We start from the raw sequence: 18,680 nt of genomic DNA on the forward strand, positions 1-18,680 counted from the left end.
CTACGGTTGCCATCGGCTCTCTCCCGCGGCTGAGTGGGAGCGTTAGACCTACCTCTAGAATGTCCCCCGATAGGCCCCAAGGGTATGAGCAGCTTTCTTAGAACTCTGGGTTTTACAAGCAATCCCTTCTCAAGCTACGTAGCCGAGAAAGAGCCCGATATCGAGCAGTACTTTGTCAAGCCCCCTTACTATTCTGAGATTCTTGCAAGAGGCAAGACCGCAAACTCATTCATTCTTTTCGGAGCTCGAGGGTCAGGCAAGAGCGCATCACGAATAGCTTTCTACAAGGCGTGCTGGAAGCGAAGAAAGCAAGGCAAATCTGCACCGCTTGCCATTGTTCTTGATGATTACCAGCGAATTCTTAGCTCAGGCTTAGACAAGGTAGATGTTGGCAGCTTCGTGGAAGAAGTTGCCTTTCTCGTCTTAGAGGGCCTGCTCGTGTGGCTCTCCGCGCTGGGCCCAAGCGAAAGAGAGATATACGTGGATGGACTAACCTCAAATGAACTTGAGCTTGTCGTAGAGTTTCTCAAGCGATTCTATTTCGATCGCCCACAATTAACTCGAGCTACGTCAGCGAAGCAAGCGCTACGCTTGCTAAATCAAGCTTGGCCAACTGAATTAAAGCTGTGGGTCGAAAAGAAGTGGGATGCTCTCGCAGACCTTATCGCGAATCTTTCCACTGCACTTGCAAATCGAGCGTCACAAGCCGAGACCGGACTGTTGCCCGGACTGAGAGACCTGCTGAAGCTGAACAAGGCCCAGCTCAGCAACAGCGAATACGCGAGAGCCCTGCTCTCTAAGCTTGTTGACGTATCCAAAGTATTTGAGTTTGATGGCATAGTAGTTTTGATTGACAAAGTGGATGAAACTTCTAAAACTAACAACTCCGCCGCGTCAACCGCAAGGCTGCTTTACCCGCTGATGAGCACCACTCAGTTGCTCGAAGTAGATGATTTCGGCTGGTTAGTTTTTTTTTGGGACAAGGTGAAGGAGCTGTATGGGCCAAATGAACAAGGGGTGCGCATTGACAAGATCGCCAACGCGACGATTCAGTGGCCAGAGAGGTTTTTGGTCGAGCTTGTCGACAAGCGGTTGGCTTTTTTCTCGCAACACGCAATCACTAGTTTCACGCAGCTTTGCTCCGAAGAACTTAGGCAACGGTTAATCCTAAACGAGATTATACGGATGAGCATGAATTCTCCTCGAGAGCTGATTCGGATACTCGATATAACCATTCGTGAGCACGATGAATCTGGAACAGATGGCCTTCTTGTCGGATCGACGGTAGAGAGTGCCCTGGATAAATATGTGATAGAGCGACTTCCCAGTCTTTACCCCAAGCAAGTATTGCAGCAGGTCTCAAGGATCAACCAGCTTCAATTTACCAATAGTGATCTGCAGCCGATTTTCAAGACAGATGCTCAGAACGTTAGGAACCGTATCAAGAGATGGCAGGACTGTGGGATTGTAGGCCAAGTCGGCTCTCGCCCTGCGCAAGGCGGACAGCAAGGACGAGACGCATACCTATATGCCGTAATTGATTCTCGCGTTCACAGACTCATTTCGCGTTCCCTAGTGCTAGGACCTGAGTATGCAGCAGGAGAAGATGTAGATGACTTAGAGCCAGCTCAATAGAGGTCTAACATCAAGATCCAGAAGACGGGAGCAGAGGCTATCCCCAAGGGCAAAGCCTCTACCCGCTTCTGATCTTGAGCGTTAGCTGGTCTGGTCATTGATCAATAGGTCTTGAACAGTTATGATTGAACTATGACGTGCCCATTACCTGAAGCAGCCAAAATACTTGCCAGTGCGATCCAAGTTGCCGCCATGAAGCTTCTTGCGAAAGTACCGGGATTTCTTTTAATAGTATTCGCGTGCGCTGTTTCTGTTATTTATATCCAAAAGGCATCTGGGCCGGTCAGGTTGACTGACCTTGAAAATGCCCTATTTCAGGTAATTTCATTGGGCATTGGAATCCTTGGGTCTTTTCTTCTTGGGGGTGCAACGGCCAAAGAAAATGCAATGAACATCGTTAGGCCTCATGCAAGAAGTGCCTTTAGAAGGGTTTTATCTCTCTACGCCAGCTTATTCAGGCTACGCGGAACTATGGAAAGCATCATGAGGCGACTTGACGGGAACCCTGAGGCAATGACAGCATTAGAGAGGTTGAGAGACGTGGTGAACGAACAAATCGAAACTTCTGCTGGTACACTTGAGGATTGGGAAGATCTTGTTCCTGACGAGGTTGCGAAGCTCAAGGAAAAACTATCCGCCCTTCAGGCAACTCAGTTAAATCAATGACCAGCCAAATTCGTGGAAAAGTCGCTCAAGTTCTGAACTCTCGTGAGTTGGCGCTAAACGTCGGCACAGATCATGGCGTGCAAGTGGGAATGTTGTTTGATGTTTTGGACCCAAAAGGGGAAGATATCGTTGATCCTGACACCGGTGATGTTCTTGGCTCTTTGGCCCGGCCCAAGGTCAGGATAAAAGTCATTTCTGTTCAGCCCAAGCTGGCTGTAGCGTCGACATACAAGAAAGCACGTATTAATATTGGTGGAGTGGGCATAGGCTCAGCGGGATTGGCTCAATTGCTGTCGCCTCCTGAGTACGTCACCCAGTACGAGACATTGAAAACTACAGAGAAAACATGGGAAGATATCTCAGAAAAGGACAGCTATGTAAAACGGGGAGACCCCGTTGTCGAAGTAAAAGTAGATCTTGACTGAAAGCTACATCAGCTCAGCTAACATCAAGATACAGAAGTCGGTAGCGAATGGTGTCGCCTATGCCAAGGCCATCGCCCGCTTCTGATCCTGAGCGTTAGGCGATTCGGGAAAAGCTGCTATCATCCACAAATATCAGTAGGGAATGACATGCCATCTTCAGAGCAACCAAAGTGCCCAATCTGTGAAAGCAAGGATTTCGTTGTAATGGTGAACTTGGGAGAAGCTGTAGGCACAGTAGCCGGCACTGCTGGTGGAGCAATAGCTGGTACTGGCGGCGCAGTGAGTGGAGCAGCAGTTGGTGCAGCAATTGGCTCAATCGTTCCCGGCTTAGGCACTGTGATTGGTGCTACTACAGGTGGCATCTGGGGAGCATTAGCTGGTGCTGCTGCCGGCGGCGTAGCAGGAAACAAGATTGGTGAGCAAATTGATAAAGCACGTAAGCTCTATAGGTGCAACAAGTGCAAAGTGGAGATCAGTGGCTAATCATCGCCTAACACTTCAATTCAGCGGACCCCGTACCGGGGCCGCTGATCTTGGCGTTAGGCACACTTGGAGGCATCATGCTTGACCTCGCGATATTGGGCAGAACTTTTCGCGATCTTCAGAATTCATCGGGAAAGATTTGCCGAGAACGTCCGCAGCCACTTTCGGCTAACGACTATGAACGATTGATGGGCTTCGGAATCGCATCAGACTGGACCGGATGGGCTCATGCGCTCAAAGAGCTCACTTATACTGTGAAAAGACGTACCAACTCAGACCGAGCCGGAAGCGTCAATGAAGCAACTCGCTTCACGTTCATGTGGACGGCAGCCAACGCCCTTTTCGTTCGCCCAACGATTACAGACTTGATTGCGCAGCGAAGTACCAGATCAGAGCTGGACCGCTTCCGAATCTTGTATGAAAAGACGGCCATGGACCACGCAGAAGAGACAAGATTGCTCACTACGTTGCACAGCCTGCTTAGCGTCACGGTAAAGGTGAAGCATTTCCCATGGCAAACCGTGGGCGCCTATCCGACGTTGCTTGAGTTGATCTTCCACAAGCATACAGTTCCCGATCAGCAAAGTATGGGGATAGGAAGAAAGATGCATCAGGCCATCAATTCAAATAACCTCAACCTGCTTGACTTGCCAGATCTGATTTACGCCACAAGAAATTGGACCATTCACGGTGTGCTGTTGTCGAGCAGCTTCAGAGGTACAAGCAAGAAGTTCAAACTGTGGATTGACACTGCGAATCATGCGCTAGCGCGAACTTTAGAGGGCAGTAGCAGCTTCTTATTGTCAGCTCTGTAGCCACTTGGCGCCTAACAAGCCCCTCGAGTAGACAGGCCCACCACCAGCACCCTGCTACGCCTCTCTCAGCTTCCTGCCTGCCCCTCAGGGGCAGCGTTATGCGGTCAGATTGGAGACGTGGCGTGACAGCTACGTCGCGAGATGGTACCTATCTTGTCTGATTGCATCTTAGCGGGATCAGCGCACTCACCACAAATAGATTATAGTTTAAGGATTCCTTTGCTACGATTCACTAGACTCATGCCGTCAGTTTCCTTTGGTCGTGATTGACTGCCTTGAGCCCTTGCAGCAAAGTCTAACCCGAGTCTCCCTAAGGGCTACTTATCTCATATTGACAGCAAAGTCTAGTTGGACTAATCTTGATTGTAACAATGCAAGCAGAAAGTGAGTGCTACTGCCTCTGAAGGGCATCCACTAGTGAATCCAGCCGAAGGGCTGGAGAACAAGTATCCAGATTGTGCCTTTCTAAAACTGCACCTTGCAGGAAAGGTAAGCATTCCATGCGCACCAAGGATTGATGTGGCCAGCAGTGGTGATCAACATCTCGAATCAACGGGCTTGGTTCAAGATATTCACTCATCTACACCCGAGCTTTTGCTTTCAATTCGCTTTGGGAAGCAATGCCAGAAGGTACCAGGAGGATCAATTTGGTTTGGCCTGAGAAGGGTTTCGCTTTCAGTAGAACTTTCAAGCGGAGTAATGCCAATTGAGAAACAACACACTTTCAATCCACTTCCGATACAGGATGCATCAGAAGTGGATAATACATTTGACTCAGAGACCACGACAGGTTTTAGTGCGTCGAAGCAAGGGCTAAGTATAGGCGCAAAAAAACGATCCTCTTCAAAGCAAAGCACTACCAAAACTGTTTATACAATTTCCTCTGGAGGGACTGAGCAATGTCCTGTTTGGAGATTTGAACAGCCCGTAAGTGATGCTATTCTCTATGGTCAGCTGACGCAAGTGCCTCTAGGTTCGATTTGCTCCTCAACGAGCCCATTAAAAGTTACTGGGGAGCTAGTCATACGTGGACAACGTGACATTGGGATCCTAGAGGCTGAGGGCTTATTGGCCAATGATCTCGGTCGCAACAAACTTGCTATACTTGAACGGGAGCTGTTTCTAAGATTTTTGATGAAAAGACTTTCTCCTTACATTAGTCGGACAGAGGTAGTGCATGAATAACAATATGGAGCTGGAAAACCTATTCAGACTTATCAATGACTCTGCTACAGACAGCATTTGTGAGTTAGCTAAGATCTGTGGCAGAGACATCAAACGCGATTATGCAGGTGCCGACCTTTCCAAGGTAGACTTGTCGGGAGCAGACTTGTCAGAGGCTGATTTCACATATGCTGACTTTACTGGAGCTAATTTAGCAGGAGCTAATTTAACTGGAGCAAATCTTAAGGGAGCTGTTTTTGCAAATGCAGATCTTCAAGGCGCTATACTAACAAATGCAATAATAGAAGATGCAGACTTCACCAATGCACTTCTAGATGCTGATGCATTGAGATCGAGGCCCGGTGGTAGGTATGCCAACAATGAACAGATTGTTGGCCATATAAGTGACACTCGCATCGATGTTGATTGCCCAGCTTTTCAATCAATCCGTAAACCAGATAGCGAGCTTGCCGATGGCGAGCTTGAGTGGAAGTTCTATCAAGATGACCACCCGCGCATCTCAGTTTTCGGTGTGGGCGGGGGCGGCAGCAACGCGGTCAACCACATGATTGCCTCCGATCTCCAGGGCGTGGGCTATCGGGTGCTAAACACCGACGCCAAGGGCCTGCTGCTGTCGACGGCCAAGCAACGGTTGCAGCTGGGCAAGAAACTCACCCGTGGCCTCGGTTCCGGCGGCAACCCAGTAATTGGCCAGAAAGCGGCCGAGGAATCCCGGGCCGAGCTGGCCCAGGCCCTTCAGGGTACCGATCTGTTGTTCATAGCCGTCGGCATGGGAGGGGGCACGGGCACCGGGGCCGCGTCGATCATTGCGGAGGTGGCCAAGGAGGTAGGGGCCCTCACCGTGGCGATCGTTACCAAGCCGTTCAGTTTTGAGGGCCGCAAGCGTCAGCGCCAGGCTGAAGAAGGTATCGCCCGCCTGGCAGAGCACGTGGACACCCTGATCTTGATTCCCAATGACCGGCTTCGGGAGTCCATCGCCGGGGCACCGTTGCAGGAGGCGTTCCGCGCTGCCGACGATGTGCTGCGCCAGGGGGTGAAGGGCATCAGCGACATCATCACCAAGCCTGGTCTGGTCAACGTCGACTTCGCCGATGTGCGCTCGGTGATGACCATGGCCGGCACGGCCCTGCTCGGCATCGGCGTGGGCTCCGGCCGCTCCCGTGCCACCGAAGCGGCCCAGGCCGCCATGAGCAGCCCGTTGCTGGAGTCGGGCCGGATCGACGGCGCCAAGGGTTGCGTGATCAACGTCTGCGGCGGCAAGGACATGACCCTTGAAGACGTGGGCAACGCCGCCGATGTGATCTACGACATGGTTGATCCCGACGCCAACATCATCATCGGCGCCGTCGTCGATGAGCGTCTCGAGGGTGAGATCCACGTCACGGTGATCGCCACGGGCTTTGATGCGGGCAACACCTACCGGCCCCAGCCTTCGATCAGCAGCTTCGTGGACTCCCTGAACCACCCGCTCACACCCGACGAGGCGGAACCCAAAGCCTCCAAATAGTTCAGCCTCGTCGATGGAGGGGGCTTGATAAAGCTGAGCATTTTGGTGTATTTGGTGTGCTCTTCTCGGAGGCCGCATAACATCAAGATACAGAAGACGGGAGCGGTGGAATTCGGCTATCGCCATGGTCGCCTGCCCGCTTCTGATCTTGAGCGTTAGGCGTATGCCCAAGCCGAGTTTTGGACACTGAGAGACATTTGGGGTAATCCGTGGAAACTCATTCTTAGATTTTGACAATGAAGCTCGGATACGCGATTCTGTATGTCGACGATGTAGCTTCTTCCCTTGGTTTCTACGAACGTGCATTTGGGTTTAAGCGACGCTTCCTTCATGAATCAGGATCATATGGAGAACTTGAAACTGGAGATACAACGCTTTCATTCGCTTCGCACGAACTTGGCGATGCGAATTTTCCTGGTGGCCATATTCGTGCCAGTGAATCCATCGCGCCCCTGGGGATGGAAATCGGCTTGGTAACGCTTGACGTTGCAGCAGCCCATGCCCATGCATTAGGGGAAGGCGCCATTGAATTGAGTGCGCCTGCCCGGAAAGCCTGGGGGCAGATCGTTTCGTATGTTCGAGCGCCGGATGGCTGTCTCATTGAACTCTGCACGCCAGTTGGCGAGTAGAAGCAACGCCTCCCATCACGATCCAGCCGCTCTTCCACGAAGCGGTTCGGGTCGCGGCCCTCAAAGAGATAGCGCGCCTTGTCTTCCCGCCGCCGGCAGGGCTTCGGCTGCTCAGGGCCCTTCCTCGACGCGGACATCAGCACCGAAACCGAGCTGCTGATCGTTAACTGCCAGGCCCTGCTGCAGGGCACCGTGCTCCCCTGTGCGCTCATGCCCCTGCCGCGATCCGCACACGCCAGTGAGGCCATCAGGCCGCAGAGGCCAGCGGCTGATCCAGGCGCCGGGCGGCGTCCGGCCCCTCCTTGATGGCGATCACCATGGAATCCGGGCCGACAAGATGCTCGGTTCGCGGCCTGGAAAATCCGGCTTCCTGCATCCAGGAGGCGCAATCCTGACCGGTGTAGTCGAACCCACCCGGCGTTTCGATCAACATGTTCAGGCTCATCATCAGCCCGAATGCATTTGTTGAACGGTCATCGTCGATGATCGCTTCGTAGACAATCAGCGCTCCGCCGATCGGCAGCGCCTCGAAGGCTTTCCGGATCAGCATCTTTTTGGTGGGCAGATCCCAGTCATGCAGGATGTGCCCCATCAGCACAACATCGGCTGCGGGAATCGCCTGGTTGAAGAAGTTGCCTGGTTCAAAGCTGAGCCGGTCTGCCACGCCTGCCTTCTGCGCGTAATCCTCGAACATGGGCGCCACTTCCGGCAGGTCGAATCCAGTGCCTTGCAGGTGTGGGTTGGCCAGGCAGATCTGAACGGCCAGATCCCCCTGCGCCGTGCCCACGTCGACGAATGATCGGTAGTTCTTCCAGATCGGAGCATGGGCGATCACCCGGTTGGCCCCGCGGCTGATGCCGGTCATCGCCCCGAGAAAGGCCCGCAGCTGGCTCGGATCGGCGTAAAGGCTCTCAAACAGCCCGGCCGATCCTGTCCTGGCTTCGTTCTGCTGAGTGCCCGTGCGCAGCGCCTCTGTGAGGTGCCCCCAGAACGGATACAGGCGGTTGTTGGCCATTTCCAGAATGCCGCCGATGTAGGAGGGCTTGTTCCTGTCCAGGAAGAAATCCGTTTCGGCTGTGTTCGCATAGTTGTCAGCCGTGCGAACCAGGAAGCCCAGCGCCACCAGCGCATCGAGAAAGTCGCGGGCTGACCGGGGGTGCAGGCCCAGCCGGCCACTCAGGGAAGCGAAGCACAGCTCCCCTTGCGAGAGTTCTGTGAAGACGCCGATTTCGATCGCACTGAGGAGGGTTTTGGCTGGCCAGAATCCAAAGCCGGTCTGCAGGATCTTCTCCGGATCCAGTGGATCGCCCATCCCTCTTTGCTGCTCTGGGAGGCCAATTTAGCCGATCAGACTGAAGGGGTTTCCGGGCTCCGCCCTGTTCTGCGCCGCCGGCTTTCTTCTGCTGGCCTGTGGTTATCCGCCGGCCAGAATCGCCCTGCAGCGCCCGCAGATCCGTCCGGTCAGTTCGCTGGTCAGAGCGTGGTCCTGCACGTCGGTTTCGTAGTGCCAGCAGCGCTCGCATTTCTCGCCGCCGGCCCTGGCGATTCGGATCGTCAGGCCCTCCAGCTCGGCGTTCACCAGGGGCTCGGCCAGGGGGGCTCCGCCGATCTGCAGCTCCGACACCAGCAACCAGTCGGCCAGGTTGTCGACCTCCGGGCAGGGGCTCCGCTCCAGCAACTCCAGGGCGGCGCGCAGGCCGGCGGCCGCCTCGCCAGGGGGCAGCAGCAGCTGCAGCTTCGCCTCGAGCGAGGAACCGATCCCGGCCTGGTCGCTCTTGAGGTTGCGGCAGGCTTCCAGCTGACGGTTCACCTGGGAGCGCAATCCCTGCAGGCTGCTGATCGCCGCCTGTTCGGCTTCGCTGAGTTTCCAGTCCCGGCCGGCCAGGGGCCAGCCCCGCTCGAACACCGAGCGCTCCGCCACCGGGTAGGGCAGGTTCTGCCAGATGTCTTCCGCCATGTGGCAGAGCACCGGTGCGATCAGCCCGGCCAGCCGCTCCAGCACCAGCGCCATCACCGTCTGGCAGCTGCGTCGGCGATGCGACCCCGCCGCGCTCACATAAAGCCGGTCTTTGGCGATATCGAGATAGAAATTCGACAGGTCCACCACGCAGAAGTTCTGCAGTGCCTGGAAGAAGCGGTAGAACTCGAAGCGCTCGAAATCGCCGCTCACCTCCTCGATCAGATCGGCGGTGCGTTGCAGCATCCAGCGGTCCAGCAGCGGCAGGTCCGCCACCGGCAGCGCATCGCCTCCCGCTTCCACCGGCCCTGGATCGAAGTCGTGAAGGTTGCCCAGCAGGTAGCGGGCGGTGTTGCGCACCTTGCGGCTCACATCCGCCAGTTGTCTGACGATCCCGGGGCCGAGCGGCACATCGGCGGAATAGTCGACCGAACTCACCCACAGCCGCAGCACATCGGCGCCGAAGGCCGGCTCCTGCTTCTCGTTCCTGCCCCCCTCCACGATCACCGCCGGGTCGACCACATTGCCCAGGGATTTGCTCATCTTGCGACCCTTCTCATCGAGGGTGAAGCCGTGGGTGAGCACCCGTCGGTAGGGCGCCCGGCCGTTCACGGCCACCGAGGTGAGCAGGCTGCTCTGAAACCAGCCGCGGTGCTGGTCGGATCCCTCCAGATAGAGATCGGCGGGGTAATGGAGATCCCCTTCGGCCCGCTCCGGCTCCAGCCCCTTCAGCACCGCCGCCCAGGAGGAGCCGGAGTCGAACCACACGTCCATCGTGTCGCTGCCCTTGCGCCATTGATCGGCCTCGCCGGCCCGGCCGGGGGGCAGCAGCTCCGCCTCGTCGCGCTCCCACCACACGTCCGAGCCGTGCTCGGCGATCAGCGCCTGGATGTGATCGAGGCTGGCGGCATCGAGCAGCACCTCGCCGGTTGTGCGGTGATAGAAAACGGGGATCGGCAGGCCCCAGGTGCGCTGGCGGGAGATGCACCAGTCGCCCCGGTCGCGCACCATCGCCTCGATCCGGTTGCGGCCACTGGCCGGCAGCCAGTCCACGGCCGCGATCGCCGCCATCGCTTCGGCGCGGAAGCCCTCCACCGAGGCGAACCATTGCTCGGTGGCGCGGAAGATCGTCGGTTTCTTGGTGCGCCAGTCGTAGGGGTAGCGGTGGGCGTAGCTCTCCTGCTTCAACAGGGCGCCGGCCTCCTCCAGGGCGGCGATGATCACTGGGTTGGCGTCCTTGAGCACGTTGAGGCCAGCGAAGCGCCCCGCTTCCGCCGTCAGGGTGCCGCCCTCATCCACCGGGCAGAGCACCGGCAGGCCATGGGCCCTGCCGGTGTTGAAGTCGTCGACGCCGTGGCCCGGGGCGGTGTGGACCAGGCCGGTGCCCGCCTCCGTCGTGATGTAGTCGCCGCCGATCAGCACCGGGCTGCTGCGCTCCAGCAGCGGGTGGCGATAGGTGACGCCCTCCAGTTCGCTCCCCTTCACCGTGAGCAGGGGTTCCAGGCTGAGGCTCAGGCTGGTCTGCAGGCTGTCCACCAGCTCGGCGGCCACCACCAGGTGGCGGCCGCAGGTAGCCGCGCCGCCGGGCCCGCTGGCCCGGCAGATCGAGTAATCGAGCGAACCGTTCACCGACACCGCCAGGTTGGCGGGCAGGGTCCAGGGGGTGGTGGTCCAGATCGCCACAGCCAGCTGTCCATCGGCCCAGCCACCACTGCTCGGTGCCAGGCCCACCGTGGCCAGGCGCTGGGCCAGGGGGGCCGGCACCGCCGTGACCGCGAAGGTCACGTAGACGCTCGGTGAGGTGTGACCGTCGGGGTAGTCGAGTTCGGCTTCGGCCAGGGCCGTGCGGGAACTCGGGCTCCAGTGCACCGGCTTCAGCCCCCGGTAGATGTGGCCGGCCAGCACCATCTGGCCGAACACGCCGATCTGGGCGGCCTCGTAGCCCTTCTGCAGGGTGAGATAGGGGGCGTCCCAGTCGGCCCAGATGCCCCAGCGGCGGAAGCCGGCCTTCTGACCCTCCACCTGCTCGAGGGCATAGGCATGGGCCCGGCGGCGCAGGGCGATCGGGGTGAGGGCGCGGCGCTCCTCGCTGTCCATGCCCTGCAGCACCTTGAGCTCGATCGGCAGGCCGTGGCAATCCCAGCCCGGCACGAACCGCGCCCGCCGCCCCTTCAGCAGGGCGTACTTGTTGATGATGTCCTTGAGGATCTTGTTGAGCGCATGGCCCACATGCAGGGCGCCATTCGCATAGGGCGGCCCGTCGTGCAGGGTGAACACCGGGCCGGGATTGCCGCTGCTCAGGCGCTCGTAAAGGCGCTGCTCAGCCCAGAAGGCCTGCAGCTCCGGCTCGCGCGTCTTCGCGTTGGCCCGCATCCCGAAGGGGGTCTTCAGCAGATTGAGCGTGTCCTTGTAGGAAGCCGGGCTGGCGGTCACAGCGCCTGGTGGGCAGCAAGCACGGATTATCAACCCCGGCCCAATCAGGCTTCGATCGTGGCGCCTTCCGCCTCCGGCTCGGCTGACACCGCCGCCGGCTGATCAGCCTCCTCGCCGGCCCCTGCCACCGAAGGCAGGGGGCCGGCGGGAGCGGCGACCTGCTGGAGCAGCTCGTCGATCTCGGTGAAGGAACGCACCTCCACCACGGCCGGGGCCTGGGTCGCGGCTGGGACTGGGGCCTGGGTCGGGGCTGGGGCCGTGGATTCCTCCGGCCGCACCCAGCGTTTGCTGGGGGTTTTCGGCTTGGCTGTGGCCCGTTGCTGCAGCCAGGCGGCCGCACCGCCCAGGCTCGCCACCACCAGTCTCAGCAGCCTGGCCGCGGCGGTGCGGAGCTGCAGCAGGCTGGTCTGCCAGCGCTCTGGGGACCAGAAGCGCTGCTGCTCCTCACCGCTGAGCTGGCGCCATCGCCCCAGGCTCACCTCGCTGCCCAGCCGGCCGATCAACAGCCCGCCGCAGAGCACCGCCAGCATCGGCGCGCCACTGAGCCGCTCGGCGCTGGTGACCAGCACCAGGCCCAGCAGCAGCACCAGGGCGCCCCAGAAGGCGTCGCGGGGCCGGCTCAGCTCCGGCAGCAGCAGGGGGATCAGCAGCACCACCAGGCCGGCCAGCAGCGCAAGGATTCCACCGAGAGTGGCGAGCATGGTGGGGGGACGGAGTTGAAGCCATTCTGATCCGCTCGATACAGTTGGGGCCACGCCCACCTGGCGGAATTGGTAGACGCGCTGGTTTTAGGGTCCAGTGGCTTCGGTCGTGGGGGTTCAAGTCCCCCGGTGGGCATCGGCGCCAGAGCGCTGCTGAGGAGATCGCCTGGGTGGTACCCGCTCCCTGAGGTCCACCATCAGCTGCATGGTTTCGATCGAGAGATCCCGGAGGTCCTGGGTGAGGGGGGCGGCGCTGCCGGGGCCGAACCATTGATCGAAGATCGCCGTTTCCCTGGGCTGGCCGGCAATGAATCCCTGCATGTAGCGGATCAGCGCCATGTTGACGATCCGCTGAAAGGCGGGATCGCTCTGGGGCAACATGCAGGCGATTCCTTCCTTGGAATAGGAGCGATCCCCCACCTGAAAGCCGGTTGGCTGGGGCTGACGCTGCAGCCAGGAATAGAGCAGAACGCCATCATCGGCAAAACCATCGATCGTGCCATCCTTCAGGGCCTGATAGCCGCTGTTTCGATCCTCCAGTAACACAGGAATCGCTTTGGGTTGCTGCTTGCGAATCGCCAGCTCGCTGGTGGTTCGCGGCAGGATGCCGATCCGCTTGCCTGCCAGCGATTCCTGGGAGGAGAGATTCGAATCGCGGCGAATCAACAGCTGGGTGCCGGTGATGCCATAACTGACTGAAAAATCAACCTTTCGGTCCCGTTCCCAGGTGAAGCTGCTGGCATCACAAACCAGGCTGACCTTCGAAGACTCCAGGCTGGAAATGCGTTCGTCGGTATCCAGCGCGATCAACTTCAGCCGAACCGGACGTCCCAACTCAAGCGCCAGTTCCTCGGTGATCCGATGCATCATGTCGATGGAATAGCCCACCAGGTCACCAGCCCCGTTCTGATAGGCATAGGGGAAGGCATCTTTGCTGGTTCCAGCCGTCAGGACACCATCCCGGGCAATCTGCTCGATCACCGGCCCCGCCAGAGAAGGCCCGGCGATCAAGGCTGCCGCCAGCACACCCAGAGTGGAAAAAACTAGCCGAACAACCACAGATTTCTCTATGAATTGGCAGCCAAAGTACCATGGAGCCACTGCGTGGATCAGCGGCTTTTTCCGTGATCTGCCGCGCCGGCCACCCTGAGCCTTTTCCCCATGTCTCCAGTCAAGCTTGAGCTGGGCCGCGACGACTGGCTGCGCATCCGTGATGCCCTGCGGTATCAGGGGCGCGATCTCCATCACCGCTCCTACGGAGTGACGGCCGACCGGCGGGAGCTGCTCTGGGCGGAGCTGGACCGCTGCCTCAGCCTGGCCGCCCGCATCGAGGCGCAGATCGCCGGCGAGGAGAGCTGAGCAGCCCTCGGCCTTCAGCCGCTCAGTTCTTGATCTTGGCCACCTCCGCCCTGGCCCGCTCCAGCACATCCCCCTTCAGCGGCACGAAGCCAAGTCCGGCCGCAAGCTTCTGGGGCCCGGGTTCCAGCGCCCAGCTCAGGAAGGTGCGCACCGCCTCGGCCTTCTCCTCCCCCTGGCCGCTCTGGTACGCAAGGATCCAGGTGAAGGCCACGATCGGGAAGCTCGCTTCGCCGGCAGGGTTGCAGTCTTCTCCCCCCAGCCGTTCATCGAGGCTCACCTGATTCAGGGCCGCCGCTCCGGATTCGGAATCGGCGATCACGAACTTGCCTGCCTTGTTCTGCAGGGCCGCCGGTTTGATCACCCCCCGCAGAAACGCCTGGTTGACGTAGCCGATCGAGCCCGGCGTGTTCTGGATCACCCCGGCCACCCCTTCGTTGCCCCGGCCACCGATCCCCACCGGCCAGTCGACGGCCTTGCCACGGCCCACCCTGGTTTTCCATTCCTCCGAGAAACAGGAGAGTGAATTGGTGAATCCGTAGGTGGTGCCGGAGCCATCGGAGCGGTGGGCCACCACGATCGGCCGGGCCTGGCAACCCAGGGCGCTCCAGTTGGTGATCTTGCCGAGGAAGATGTCGGCCAGCTGGGCCTGGGTGAGCTTGAGGTCGGGGCAATCGGGGTTGTTGTAGGCCGGGCTGATCGTGCCGCCCAGCATCGGAATCTGAACCGCGCCACGCTTGCCGGCCATGCCCTCCTTGAAATTCTCTTCGCTGAGCTGCTCGTCGGTGGCGCCGAAATCAACGGAACCGGTGAGGAAGGAACGCACCCCGGCGCCGGATCCAACCGACTGGTAGTTGACGAGAAAGCCCTTCTCCGTTTTGTAGTCGGCGGACCAGCGCTGGTAGGCGGGAGCCGGGAAGGAGGCCCCTGCCCCGTTCAGCGAGGGCAGGCGTCTGCCGCCGCCGCCGCAGGCAGCCGTGCTGAGCGCTACCACGACCAGGCTGATCGGCACCAGCCGCTGGGGGCTTCGCAGGGCCTGGGTCAACTGTTGGGACAGGAAGGAAACCATCGCCAGAACCGCCGGGACGCTGCACAACCAGCTGATTCTCCGATCTGGTCCTTATCGGTGGCTTAAGGGTCCGCTCCCCATGTCCCGCTGGGCACGAGCTCAGCCGGGCTCCTGATCCAGGTCGCCCTCGATGCCAACCCTGCTGAGCAGGGAACAGCGCACCCCCAGCCGGTTGAGTTTCCCCTCCACCAGCCGTCCGAAGTCTTCATCGAGTGGGTCGCTGAGGTGGGTGCCGCCGTCGAGCAGATCGGCCATGGCTCCGGGCGGCTTGTCGAAATAGCGGCCCAGGCATTGCTTCAGCTCGAACTGCGCCTCCGCCGGCAGATGGGCTTGGAGCTGCAGCCGCCAGCCGGGTGGATCCAGCTGGCCGAGTTCGATCCGGCGCAGGCCGGCCAGGTTCGAGAGAATCACCACCTGGTCGCCGGCGCGCAGCACGGTCTCCGGCGCCGGCAGGGCCCTGGCCCCGGGTGTGCGGGGCTGAGAGTGGCTGATCACCGTCACCCCGTAGCCGTTTTCAAAGCGGGCGATGCTGTGGCCGCAGAGGCTGTCGCCTGCTCTGAGCTCATAACGCACCACCAGCAGATTGCTGCCGTTGAGGCGGGCGATCCCTTCGACGCGCTCGCCGAAGGCGGTGGCCACCAGGGCATCGCAGGCCAGCTCCATCGTCGAGATCACCGTGACCCCGCCCAGCAGTTCCCCCAGCCGCTCGGCCGCCTCCACCGCATGGCTGAGGATCACCAGCCTGGCCAGCGGCCAGCGCTGCTGCAGCGAAAGGGCCCCCTGCAGGTTGGCGAGCAAGTCGCTCGAGAGCAGACCGATCGCCTCCACCCGGCAGTGCTTCAGCAGGGTTTCGGCGTTCTCCAGCCGCTCCACCACCACCGCCTCCCCGCTGGCGCCAGCAGCGTTGCCGCCGGCCTCAACCCGTACCACCTTCAGACGTGCCCGCGTCAGGGCCCTGCCCACCTGACTGGCCAGGGTGCCCCCATGGAGCAGCAGGATCTGGGCACTTCCACGCTTCAGTCTGCGGGGCCTGGCGATGCCGAAGCGGGCACTGAGCAGGCGCTCGAGGATCACCGCCACCAGGCCGGAGGTCAGCAGCGTGCCGATCAGCGAGTAGAGCAACGTACCGGCGATCAGCCGCCCATCAACGCTGGCGAGGCTCTGGTTCGGGCTCTGGGCCAGCAGCACGTTGACGGGATCGACATACTCCCCCTTGAGCAGGGCCAGGGTGACGAACAGGCCCTGCTGCCAGCCGCCCCGCAGGGAAAACACACCGATGCCGCCCGCCAGCAGCAGCAGCAACGCGGTGGTGGCGATCCACTGCAGGGCGGTGCGCTGCCGCCCCCATTCCCAGCTGCGCTGCCAGGGCCGCAGGCGTTGCAGGGCCTGGATCACCCCCGGTTGCCGCCGGCCGCCGCCGCCGGCTCCCCTGCCGTCGGCGCGCGCCTGGGGCAGGGCCTGGCTGCGGCGGAACCCCAGCGGGCTGACCACCATCCGGCCCTGGGGCCTGGTTCCCCAGCCGGTTTCAGGAGGCAGCCTGAGGCTGCGGAACTGACGGTCGTAGGCGGCCGCGGCAGCCACCTCGGTCGGTTCGATGGCGTCGTACACCTCGAAGCGGTGGCCATCCACCTCCAGCTGGGCCGCCTGGTCGCCTGAGCGCAGGGACTGGGCAACCGCCTCGGCGGTGAGCAGCAGGGGATCGACGACGGCGATTCCGGGCAGCCGTTGTTCCAGCAGAGCGCCGAAGGAGGCATCCCGGCTGGAGGAGCGAACCACGATCTCGGCACTGGCGTTGAGCAGGCGGACCTGGAGCGCCGCCTCGAAATTGACCGTGCTCTCGGAACTCAGCAAGAGCACGGCCCTGGCCTCGATCACCCCGGCCCGGCGCAGGATCTCCGGTCGGCGCATGTCGCCGAGAACCACTCTGGCCGCGAGCGCCTCGGCCAGAGCGGTGTGGCCCCAGGTGGGCGCGATCAGGTCGAGGCCAACCAGCGCGGCCTCGAAGTCGAGCAGCCGCAGCAGGCAGGCCTGGCCCAGGGAGCCGAGTCCGCAGACCACGATCGGCCCCTGGCGGAACCTCGGCTGAATCGGCAAGGAAGCCATGGATCCCATGCTGGCCGCCGCCGGTTAAGGGATGGTCAATCCAGGCGCATGAAACAGAATCGGTGCCCGGTCCGATCTTCCCAATCCCATGACAGAACCCAGCTCAGCTCAGTCCGCGGCTGGCCAGGGGGCCGGCTCGATGCCCTGGCCGTTGCTGTTGCGCTGGCCCATCGCCCTTGTGGTCACGGCGCTCATCCTGGCAACAGCGCTCGCTCGGGTGCTGTCCCAGCCCATCAAGATCCAGCTGGTCATGGATGCGCCGTTCCCGGTCACCGGGCAGGTGGATGTCGGCGGCGTCAGAACGCCGCTGCTGGTGGAGAGGATCGAGAACCCGATCCGCACCGAGCCGATCGTGACCAGGCCGATCGCGGCCAATGTCACCCTGGTGGAAGGGGTGGAGCTGGCTTCGCCGCTGTCGGTTTCCGTCCCCGAGCTGGGCAAGGGCCTCGGGGTGTCGGTACGTGGGCCCGTCAATGCCCAGGTCGGTGGGGAGGTGAAGGCCCAGGTCGCCGGCAACGTCGGCGCGAACGTGATCGGCGATGTTTCAGCGGTGCTGCGGGGCAAGGTCGATGCCGACGTGAAAGGCAGGGTTGATGTGTCGGTGCCTGAGCCCCTGGAGCACCGTCGCATCAAGCTGGGGCTTTGAGCCTTCTGCCCGTTGGGGGGTCACCGCCGCCACCGGGTTCCTCCGCAGTTCACAAATCCTTACATTAGATTGATCGGCAATTCGGGTTGTCCGCATGGAAGCCTTTTTCGGGATCGCCTATTTCATCTGCTTCGCCGTGATTGCCGGCGGTGCCTTTGCGCTGATGCGCCAGAACCTTCAGGCCACCGATTGGAGCAGCAGAACACCAGCTGCCTCTTCCCATCCGGAGGCCCCCAGTCCGGGGGATCAGCTTCTTTATGTCGATCTGAACCGCGAACGTCTGGAGCGTCTCCTCGAAGAAACCGCTTGAGCCGGTGTTGGCGGATCGGAGCCTAGATCACAACGGAATCCAGGTTTCTGAGCGGGCTCTCGCTCATCGAATCAACTTGAAAAGTGGTCCAGGTTGCTGTGGTGCCCGGCTTTGATCCAAGCAGAGGGAAATCAATCCGCCTGTGTTGATAGGTCAATCCCACACAGGTCAGGTTTGATTGATCCGCCATCAATGACCACAGCACTCTCAGCTCAGCCCTGTCATAACAATGGTTTGGGCCACGATCAAGCTGCTCGAAAACATGGCCTGGATGGCAGCTGATTGTCTGTTGATTTTCCCAGGAGAGGTAACGGCCGTCCTCAGTGGGGTAGAACCAGCAGGTGTCATTGCTGGCCTCCTGCAGCGGCAGGCAATCGACGCGCCTGACGGCGGAATTGGCTGAATCGGGTTGCTCCAGTTCGTAGACTTCAAGCCACTGACTGGCCGGATTGAAGCTTGGGATCAGGGCTTTGCAAACCAGGCGGCGTTGCTGCTGGTCGGTTGGATTGTCGATTTCAAGGCCTGGTCCAAACGGATCCTTTCCGGAACTGTTCAGGGCGTCGCTGGCGATCAGATCCTGAAGGGAACCGGCCCACGAATCTGGACATCGATAGATGGTCAGGTGAAAGCCGCTGCGCAGGGACGCCTCCTGGCGAAGCACCAGATCCGACCAGCGATCCAGCGGTTGGGCGAATTCCGGCGGCCCCGGATTGAGAACAAAACGCAGTGCATTCGTCATTGGCCCAGGTGAGCAGAGGAT

Annotated in this window: 18 protein-coding genes, 1 tRNA gene and 1 pseudogene; 13 read left to right on the plus strand and 7 right to left on the minus strand. The window is 60.3% G+C overall.

Annotated features, from left to right (window positions below):
- Nucleotides 1-84: 84 nt before the first annotated feature.
- From ACXMDY_RS13950 to ACXMDY_RS13990, 9 genes and pseudogenes are all read left to right on the plus strand, one after another.
- Entirely contained in the window at nucleotides 85-1,635 is a 1,551-nt protein-coding gene (locus ACXMDY_RS13950; RefSeq protein WP_259701890.1) for a P-loop ATPase, Sll1717 family, read from the plus strand.
- 192 nt (nucleotides 1,636-1,827) lie between these two features.
- Nucleotides 1,828-2,301: a hypothetical protein gene (locus ACXMDY_RS13955; RefSeq protein ID WP_259701891.1), complete on the plus strand. Its 474-nt coding sequence runs from the start codon at nucleotides 1,828-1,830 to the stop codon at nucleotides 2,299-2,301.
- Nucleotides 2,298-2,726: a hypothetical protein gene (locus ACXMDY_RS13960; RefSeq protein ID WP_259701892.1), complete on the plus strand. Its 429-nt coding sequence runs from the start codon at nucleotides 2,298-2,300 to the stop codon at nucleotides 2,724-2,726. The genes ACXMDY_RS13955 and ACXMDY_RS13960 overlap by 4 nt, the downstream gene beginning before the upstream one ends.
- A 147-nt stretch (nucleotides 2,727-2,873) precedes the next feature.
- Nucleotides 2,874-3,209, plus strand: a complete 336-nt coding sequence (locus tag ACXMDY_RS13965; protein WP_259701893.1) for a glycine zipper domain-containing protein — start codon at nucleotides 2,874-2,876, stop codon at nucleotides 3,207-3,209.
- Between the two features lie 77 nt (nucleotides 3,210-3,286).
- The gene (locus ACXMDY_RS13970; RefSeq protein ID WP_259701894.1) at nucleotides 3,287-4,024 is read left to right on the plus strand and encodes a hypothetical protein; all 738 of its coding nucleotides are present in this window, start codon (nucleotides 3,287-3,289) and stop codon (nucleotides 4,022-4,024) included.
- A 417-nt stretch (nucleotides 4,025-4,441) separates the two neighbouring features.
- A complete protein-coding gene (locus ACXMDY_RS13975) occupies nucleotides 4,442-5,209 on the plus strand; it encodes a hypothetical protein (RefSeq protein ID WP_259701895.1) in 768 nt (255 codons plus the stop codon).
- 4 nt (nucleotides 5,210-5,213) lie between these two features.
- Nucleotides 5,214-5,510, plus strand: a pseudogene (locus ACXMDY_RS13980) (pentapeptide repeat-containing protein); the annotation flags it as partial.
- Nucleotides 5,511-5,705: 195 nt separating this feature from the next.
- Nucleotides 5,706-6,716: a cell division protein FtsZ gene (gene ftsZ, locus ACXMDY_RS13985; protein WP_457767669.1), complete on the plus strand. Its 1,011-nt coding sequence runs from the start codon at nucleotides 5,706-5,708 to the stop codon at nucleotides 6,714-6,716.
- A gap of 236 nt (nucleotides 6,717-6,952) precedes the next feature.
- The gene (locus ACXMDY_RS13990; RefSeq protein ID WP_259701333.1) at nucleotides 6,953-7,345 is read left to right on the plus strand and encodes a VOC family protein; all 393 of its coding nucleotides are present in this window, start codon (nucleotides 6,953-6,955) and stop codon (nucleotides 7,343-7,345) included.
- Between the two features lie 247 nt (nucleotides 7,346-7,592).
- On the opposite strand, the gene ACXMDY_RS13995 is transcribed toward ACXMDY_RS13990, so the two are convergent.
- The 3 genes from ACXMDY_RS13995 to ACXMDY_RS14005 all read right to left on the minus strand — a co-directional run bounded on the left by ACXMDY_RS13995 (nucleotide 7,593) and on the right by ACXMDY_RS14005 (nucleotide 12,436).
- On the minus strand, nucleotides 7,593-8,657 hold the full coding sequence (locus ACXMDY_RS13995) for an acetylserotonin O-methyltransferase (protein WP_259701334.1): 1,065 nt from the start codon (nucleotides 8,655-8,657) through the stop codon (nucleotides 7,593-7,595).
- Between the two features lie 102 nt (nucleotides 8,658-8,759).
- A complete protein-coding gene (gene ileS, locus ACXMDY_RS14000) occupies nucleotides 8,760-11,735 on the minus strand; it encodes an isoleucine--tRNA ligase (RefSeq protein WP_259701335.1) in 2,976 nt (991 codons plus the stop codon).
- Nucleotides 11,736-11,779: 44 nt separating this feature from the next.
- Nucleotides 11,780-12,436: a Ycf66 family protein gene (locus ACXMDY_RS14005; protein ID WP_259701336.1), complete on the minus strand. Its 657-nt coding sequence runs from the start codon at nucleotides 12,434-12,436 to the stop codon at nucleotides 11,780-11,782.
- A gap of 54 nt (nucleotides 12,437-12,490) precedes the next feature.
- On the opposite strand from ACXMDY_RS14005, the gene ACXMDY_RS14010 reads away from it, so the two are divergent.
- Nucleotides 12,491-12,572: transfer RNA gene (locus ACXMDY_RS14010), tRNA-Leu, on the plus strand.
- On the opposite strand, the gene ACXMDY_RS14015 is transcribed toward ACXMDY_RS14010, so the two are convergent.
- Complete coding sequence (locus ACXMDY_RS14015; protein WP_259701337.1) at nucleotides 12,554-13,447, minus strand: amino acid ABC transporter substrate-binding protein; 894 nt, start codon at nucleotides 13,445-13,447, stop codon at nucleotides 12,554-12,556. The genes ACXMDY_RS14010 and ACXMDY_RS14015 overlap by 19 nt on opposite strands.
- 150 nt (nucleotides 13,448-13,597) lie before the next feature.
- On the opposite strand from ACXMDY_RS14015, the gene ACXMDY_RS14020 reads away from it, so the two are divergent.
- Nucleotides 13,598-13,795 (plus strand): hypothetical protein, encoded by a 198-nt coding sequence (locus ACXMDY_RS14020; protein ID WP_259701338.1) that lies wholly within the window; start codon nucleotides 13,598-13,600, stop codon nucleotides 13,793-13,795.
- Nucleotides 13,796-13,817: 22 nt separating this feature from the next.
- On the opposite strand, the gene pstS is transcribed toward ACXMDY_RS14020, so the two are convergent.
- Nucleotides 13,818-14,861 (minus strand): phosphate ABC transporter substrate-binding protein PstS, encoded by a 1,044-nt coding sequence (pstS, locus tag ACXMDY_RS14025; protein ID WP_259701339.1) that lies wholly within the window; start codon nucleotides 14,859-14,861, stop codon nucleotides 13,818-13,820.
- A gap of 99 nt (nucleotides 14,862-14,960) precedes the next feature.
- Complete coding sequence (locus ACXMDY_RS14030) at nucleotides 14,961-16,964, minus strand: NAD-binding protein (RefSeq protein ID WP_259701340.1); 2,004 nt, start codon at nucleotides 16,962-16,964, stop codon at nucleotides 14,961-14,963.
- Between the two features lie 88 nt (nucleotides 16,965-17,052).
- Between ACXMDY_RS14030 and ACXMDY_RS14035 the strand changes: the two genes are divergently transcribed.
- Together ACXMDY_RS14035 and ACXMDY_RS14040 are read left to right on the plus strand one after the other, a co-directional pair.
- Complete coding sequence (locus tag ACXMDY_RS14035) at nucleotides 17,053-17,610, plus strand: hypothetical protein (RefSeq protein ID WP_259701341.1); 558 nt, start codon at nucleotides 17,053-17,055, stop codon at nucleotides 17,608-17,610.
- A gap of 94 nt (nucleotides 17,611-17,704) precedes the next feature.
- Nucleotides 17,705-17,920, plus strand: a complete 216-nt coding sequence (locus ACXMDY_RS14040) for a hypothetical protein (protein ID WP_259701342.1) — start codon at nucleotides 17,705-17,707, stop codon at nucleotides 17,918-17,920.
- Between the two features lie 22 nt (nucleotides 17,921-17,942).
- Here ACXMDY_RS14040 and ACXMDY_RS14045 read toward each other — a convergent pair whose 3' ends face one another.
- On the minus strand, nucleotides 17,943-18,659 hold the full coding sequence (locus tag ACXMDY_RS14045) for a hypothetical protein (RefSeq protein WP_457767656.1): 717 nt from the start codon (nucleotides 18,657-18,659) through the stop codon (nucleotides 17,943-17,945).
- Between the last annotated feature and the right edge of the window lie 21 nt (nucleotides 18,660-18,680).

The organism is Cyanobium sp. ULC082 (assembly GCF_977927535.1).